The following is a 5,776-nucleotide window of genomic DNA, read 5'->3' on the forward strand; positions in this document are numbered from 1 at the left end:
GCCGATGAGTCCGACGCTCAGCCCGCCGCGTCACCGGCCGACATGCGGCTTCCCGCCGCGGCTTGACATAGGAGCATCGCCGAGCTCGACCGGCCACACACGCGCTCGTAGCGTTCATCGACGAGCACCGGGACCGCTTCGGCGGTGTCGAGCCGATCTGCCGCGTGCTGACGGAGCACGACTGCAAGATCGCCCCTGCCACCTACTACGCCCACCACAAACGAGAGGTCACGCCGTCCGCCAGGACCGTGCGGGACGCCGAGCTGAAAGAGCGCATCAGCGAGGTCTTCGAGGCCAACTACCGTGTTTACGGCGCGAGGAAGATCTGGCGGGAACTGAACCGGCAGGGCCACGCAGTGGCCCGCTGCACCGTCGAACGGCTGATGCGCGAGCTCGGCATCACCGGCGTCGTCCGCGGCCGGCGTGTGATCACCACGCTGCCCGGCGGCCAGACCGGCCGGGCCCCGGACCTCGTCGACCGCGACTTCGTCGCCGGCGCCCCGAACCGTTGCTGGGTCGCGGACTTCACCCACGTGAAGACCTGGGCAGGTGTCGTCTACGTCGCCTTCGTCGTGGACACCTTCTCCCGCCGGGTCGTCGGCTGGTCCGCGGCCACCGTGAAGGAAACGGTCTTCGTGCTGGACGCCCTGGAGATGGCGCTGTGGCAACGCGACCGCGACCAACGTCCCGTTCAGCCCGGCGAGTTGATACATCACTCGGATGCCGGGTCGCAGTACACGAGTTTCCGGCTCGCCGAGCATCTGGAGGCCGCCGGCATCGCCGCCTCCATCGGATCGGTGGGCGACGCCTATGACAACGCCTTGATGGAGAGCACGATCGGCCTGTTCAAGACCGAACTGATCAAGCCCCGGCGGCCTTGGAAGACGCTGTCCGACGTCGAGCTCCCACCGCCGAGTACGTCGACTGGTACAACCACCGGCGACTCCACGGTGAGATAGGCCACGTCCCGCCGGTCGAATACGAGAACAACCACTACTTCGCAACCACGAAACCCCAGGTCACACCCAACATCTGAGATCTCTACCGAACCCAGAACGGTTCAGTCCGGCGGCAAGGCACAGTTGAGCTCCTGTTGTTCTATCGGCTGCGTTCGCATTGGCGTGGCCGTGACGCCATGAGAGGCGGGCGCCACGGCGGGCCAGGTGCCGCAGCGCGGGCCCAAAAAATGGGGCATGAAAGGTCTTGCAGCGACGCCATCATGAGGCATGTCCAAGAGTCAGACGGCCGTGCCGCCTCACGTTGCCCGTGCCCTGCGTCAGATCAATGAGTGGCAGAAAGCGACAAGCGAGCCCAGTCCTGTGGTGGAGGCGGGCAGCAGCCTCAGCGGAGACGACGCCAAGGTGCCCACCCTCAGGATGTCCAGCGCCGCGTACCAGTGTTTTGTGCATGCCGTCGACCACCTGCACGCGGTACAGGCCCTGCTCTTCGAGGCGAAGGTCATTCACTCCTACGCCCCCTACAGCCTGCTCCGGGCAGCGGTCGAAGCCGCCGGCGAGGCGATCTGGCTTCTGGAGCCCAGCAGCCGCCAGGAGCGGATACGGCGTTGCCTCAAGCGGGCCTACGAGAATGTCAGCAACGGCAAAGAGTTCATGGAACTCTCCGGTCTCCAGCCGTCTGGCAGGACTCACGCGGAACGGGTACAGGAGATCAGAGACCTCGCGACACAGCACGGGCTGGACCCGAACGATATCTGCGGCCGCTGGAGCACGCAGCGCCAGCTGAAGTACGTGGACGAGGTCGTCCGAGACGGCAACGCGGCACCCGCTCAAAACCTCTGGCAGATCTGCAGCGGCTTTGCGCACGGTCGGGAATGGGCCACGCTCGGGCTCCTGGAGCGCACAGTGCACAGCCAGGTGGGAAACGTCGTCCAGGTGCGCCTATCCAGTTCCACCGAGGTGCTGCTCAACATGCTCTACATGACGACCCTGCTGACCGGAAAAGCCAAGGGGCTGTACGACATCAGAAGGACGTGTCACCAGTAGCTGGCGAAGAGCCGTGCTGGCGCAACTGCACTGTCACACGTCGGCCGCAGACACCCCGGACCGTGAGGGCCCGGGAGCCCAGTGGGCTATGCCCATTCCACGCCCAGCTCCCGCAGTGCGCCCAGCTGCTCCTGGGTGAGCTCGTCGCGGCGGCTTTTGGTGTTCGAGACCCATACGCCCAGTTTCACGGTCACCGGCTCCTTCCCATCGACGGCGATCTCCTCGGCGTGGCCGCGCGGCACCGGCCGGCCGGCGCCTTCCCGCTCCACCCACTGCGCCAGGGCCGCCAGGCCCCGCTGGAACGCCTGCTGCGCCTTGCTCGGGCCCTTCGTCGCCCGCGCGGCCGCCGGGGCAGGAGACGGCGCCTGGTCGGGCTGTACGCCCAGCCTGGTAAGTCGTTCCTGCTGCTCGGTCGACAGCTGTGCCCAGGCGCTCGGCTTGCGCTGCTGCTGGAGCCATCGTCCGATGTCATCGCCGTCCATGAGTACGCCGGGTGCGATGTCGGGCAGGCTGCCGTCGGCATCGACCAGGTCCGCGAGGACGCGGTAGTGGCGCTGCCAGTCGAGGGGCCAGGAGCAGTTCCAGTCCGGGTCGATGGCGGTGAGCTGCGCCGCGCGAACAGCGGCCCGTTCCGGGTCCTTGCCCAGGCCGTTCTTTGCGCCTTTCCGTCGGAGGTTGGCCATGTGCTGCCCGATCGGCACCTGCGTCCCATCGGCGGGGTCGGTCCACACGGCGTCCTGACGCGGGGCGAGGTGTCCGGTGGCTCGCCGGTAGGACCGCAGCGCGGCGAGTTTGGCCTCCCAGGCTTCCTCGCCGGGCTCCCAGACCATCCCGGCTTCGGGCGCGTCGAGCAGTTCCTTGCGGTGGGGGTCGAGTTCGCCAGCGCGCAGTGTCTTGCGCTGCTGGTGCACCCACCGCCCGAGGGGGAAGTCCTTGGTGACGCCGACCTCGACCTCGGTGTCATACGGCACGGCGTACAGGCCGGTGATCCCGTTCTCCCTGCGCCACCGCAGCAGCGCCTCGTACCCCTCCAGCCACGCCAACGACTCCGGCCGGTACACCCGCGTGCGCAGGAAGGCCGCGATGGTCGCCGCGTTCCTGGGGGAGGAGAAGTGCAGCAGCGCCGACTCGACCGCACCGTCGGTGTCGTCCTGCTCCTGGTCCGCGCCCACCGCGCCGCCAGCCTCGACGATCCGTCCTTCCTCATCGCGCCGGATGTGTACTTTGCGCTTGCCGTGGGTGAGGGCGCGGGAGGCGAGCTGCTCCACCAGACGTTCATCGTGCGAGCGCAGGCCCTGCAAAACGGCTACGAGGGGGCGGAAGCTGGCGCTTGCGACCATGTCCTGCGGGTCCTCGCCGGGCTGGAGGAAGACCGGCACGATGATCCTGGCCACCTTGGTGCTGCCGTCCTTGTTGAGCCGGAGCGCGCGGCCGATGTTCTGCACGATCTCCACCTGGGAGCCGCGGGTGTCGGCGAAGCAGATTGCCTCCACTCCCCGCTCGCCGGTGATGTCCACGCCTTCCCCGAGCACGCGTACCGAGGCGAGGAACGCCCGATGGACGCGCCGGTTGTTCGCGTCGATGCCGTTCGCGAATTGCCGCAGCTTCTCGCGCCGCTCAGACACGAGGTGGTCGCCGCACAGCCACGCCGACCACACGCGGTCCGGCGGGACGTGGCGGCCGGCCTCCAGCTCGTAGAACTCCGCGTCGATCGACGACTTCGGCAGGGCCTCCGCCTTTGCCAAGTCCTCGTCGGAGACGTCGTTGACGTACAGCTCGGCCGCCGTCTCCGGCAGCTTCTCCGCGAACGCCGCGGCCTCCTCAACCCGCTGGTGGAACGTCATCACGGTGCGCAAGTTCCACTTCGCGGCATGCTCCAGCAGCGCCGTCTGCAACAGCGCCATGCGCCGGCCCCGCAGCGCCTCCTCCGACTCGCCGAAGACGGGGGATGGGTCGCGGATCTCCAGCACGTCGATCTCGAATCCCGCGAGGATTCCGCGCTCGATCGCCTCCGAGAGCCCCAGCTCGGCCAGCCACGGCCCGTAGGTCTGGGAGTCCTGGCCCATCGACGCGATCTCCAGCTCCTGGCCCTCCCCGACCTTCTGCGGCCGGGGCGAGGCCAGGATGCGCGGCGTCGCGGTCAGGTACAGCCGGAAGTCCGCCGGGATCCGCTGGTTGTCGTGGATCGCGGCCCACGGCCTCCCAAGATCACCTGCGGTGCCGTGGGCTTCGTCCACGACGGCGAGCGAGAAACCGTCCATCCGCTGTCCGTAGAGCCGCTTTCCGCCCGCCAGAGCGGCCTCCAGCGGCCCGCGAACCTTCCGCTGGCCCATCGGGTGGTCGAAGTCCTCGCGGTCCACGAGAGAGGCGTACGTGGCGAACACGACCACCGGCCCCGAACCTGCCCACAGGGCCAGCTGGATCGGGTTGGTGGTGGTGCGCACCCCCAGCTCGACCAGCACGGGGTCGTTCTCCAGCGAGCACACCGCCACCATCGGCGCCCGGTGGCCCACCAGACGCCACGCCTGGGCGGTCTGCACGAGCAGGTCCAGGGTCGGCACAGTGACGAGGATCCGGCCGCCTGGGAAGCACTCCAGCGCGCACGCGGCAGCCGTGATCGTCTTGCCCGAACCGGTCGCTGACACCATCGTGCCCCGCGCACCCTCCGGGGGCACAGATGACCTTGCAGGAAATCCCACCCACTTACGGAAAGCCGCCTTCTGGTCAACCTGGTGTTCCTTGAGCTGAATACCCGGCATTTCACTCGATTTCTGACCGCTTCGGGAAATCACCGGGACGGCGTGAAGGGCGGGACTGACACCGTACCGTCCTCGCCCACCACGACCCGCTCGGCGAGCTGCGCCACGACCTGGGCGGGCATGAGCCCGGCCCGATCGGCCGCCGCCCGGATCAGCCGGCTGGGCGCGGCAGACAGCCACAGCTCCGCCCGCAGCTCATCCGCCTCCTCCCGCCGCCGCGCCTCGAAGGCGGCCCGGGCCACGAGAGCACCGTCACGCCGCTCTTCGCGCTCCTGAGCCCACACGGAGCCTTGGGCGTCCCGCTCTGGCTCGTACGCACCCCAACCGGCCTGCGCCATCAAGTCCCTGACGCGCTGCCACTCCACATGGTTCGCCGCCCAGATGGCAGCCAGCCGCTCCGGGTCCGTCTCGAACTCGGAGAAGGAACCGCCCCGCCTCAACCGCTCCGCCGTCTCACGCTCGCGGACAGCAGCCTCCGTGACCTTCTCCGCAACGGCGGCCATATCGAGGCCGTTTGCCTGGCGCCTAATCTGATCCCGCGCCACATCCTGAGCACGCCACATGCGGTTTCACTTTTCCTCTCACGGAGCCTCGGCCCGGTCCGCCTGGTTGGGGGGGTGCCCTGTGTTTCCGCCAACGGTACATGGTGCATCAACCTGATCCACCCGCTACACTGAAACCCGACACGAACGAGTGACCCCCACCCTCGCAGCCAGCCCGGCCCGCGACAGCGGGCCTCAACGGTTCTGGAGGCGCAGCCGGAAGGACCGTTGGGCGGGGGAGCGCAGCGGACCCGCCGGCCAGGCTGGAGCGAAGCGGAAGCCTGGTAGCGGGACGCAGTCCCGCTGGTCCGGGAGCACAGCGGACGGACCGTCACCCCTCCTGCGCAGCAGGAGGGGTGAGCGGGTGGCGCAGCCACCCGCCAGCGCTCCCGCGCAGCGGGAGCGCAACACCCGCGCGCAGCGCGGGTGTTCGCTTGCACATCGCGCAGCGATGTGGTACCCGCTCCGCGGG

4 protein-coding genes and 1 pseudogene are annotated in these 5,776 nt (G+C 68.7%); 3 read left to right on the top strand and 2 right to left on the bottom strand.

Annotation, left to right across the window (positions count from 1 at the left end; translation table 11 throughout):
* Nucleotides 1-110 precede the first annotated feature (110 nt).
* From ACZ6KF_RS33795 to ACZ6KF_RS33805, 3 genes and pseudogenes are all read left to right on the top strand, one after another.
* Nucleotides 111-890: pseudogene (locus ACZ6KF_RS33795) on the top strand (IS3 family transposase); the annotation flags it as partial.
* Nucleotides 878-1,036: an IS3 family transposase gene (locus ACZ6KF_RS33800; protein WP_469242004.1), complete on the top strand. Its 159-nt coding sequence runs from the start codon at nt 878-880 to the stop codon at nt 1,034-1,036. The pseudogene ACZ6KF_RS33795 and the gene ACZ6KF_RS33800, both read left to right, overlap by 13 nt.
* Before the next feature lie 190 nt (nt 1,037-1,226).
* Complete coding sequence (locus ACZ6KF_RS33805; protein WP_469242006.1) at nt 1,227-2,003, top strand: hypothetical protein; 777 nt, start codon at nt 1,227-1,229, stop codon at nt 2,001-2,003.
* Nucleotides 2,004-2,089: 86 nt separating this feature from the next.
* On the opposite strand, the gene ACZ6KF_RS33810 is transcribed toward ACZ6KF_RS33805, so the two are convergent.
* Both ACZ6KF_RS33810 and ACZ6KF_RS33815 read right to left on the bottom strand, forming a co-directional pair.
* Entirely contained in the window at nt 2,090-4,762 is a 2,673-nt protein-coding gene (locus ACZ6KF_RS33810) for a helicase associated domain-containing protein (protein ID WP_469242008.1), read from the bottom strand.
* A 29-nt stretch (nt 4,763-4,791) separates the two neighbouring features.
* Nucleotides 4,792-5,265 carry a hypothetical protein gene (locus ACZ6KF_RS33815; RefSeq protein WP_469160986.1) on the bottom strand — a complete coding sequence of 158 codons (474 nt, stop codon included), beginning with the start codon at nt 5,263-5,265 and terminating at the stop codon, nt 4,792-4,794.
* Between the last annotated feature and the right edge of the window lie 511 nt (nt 5,266-5,776).

The organism is Streptomyces sp. NPDC046379, from assembly GCF_055587785.1.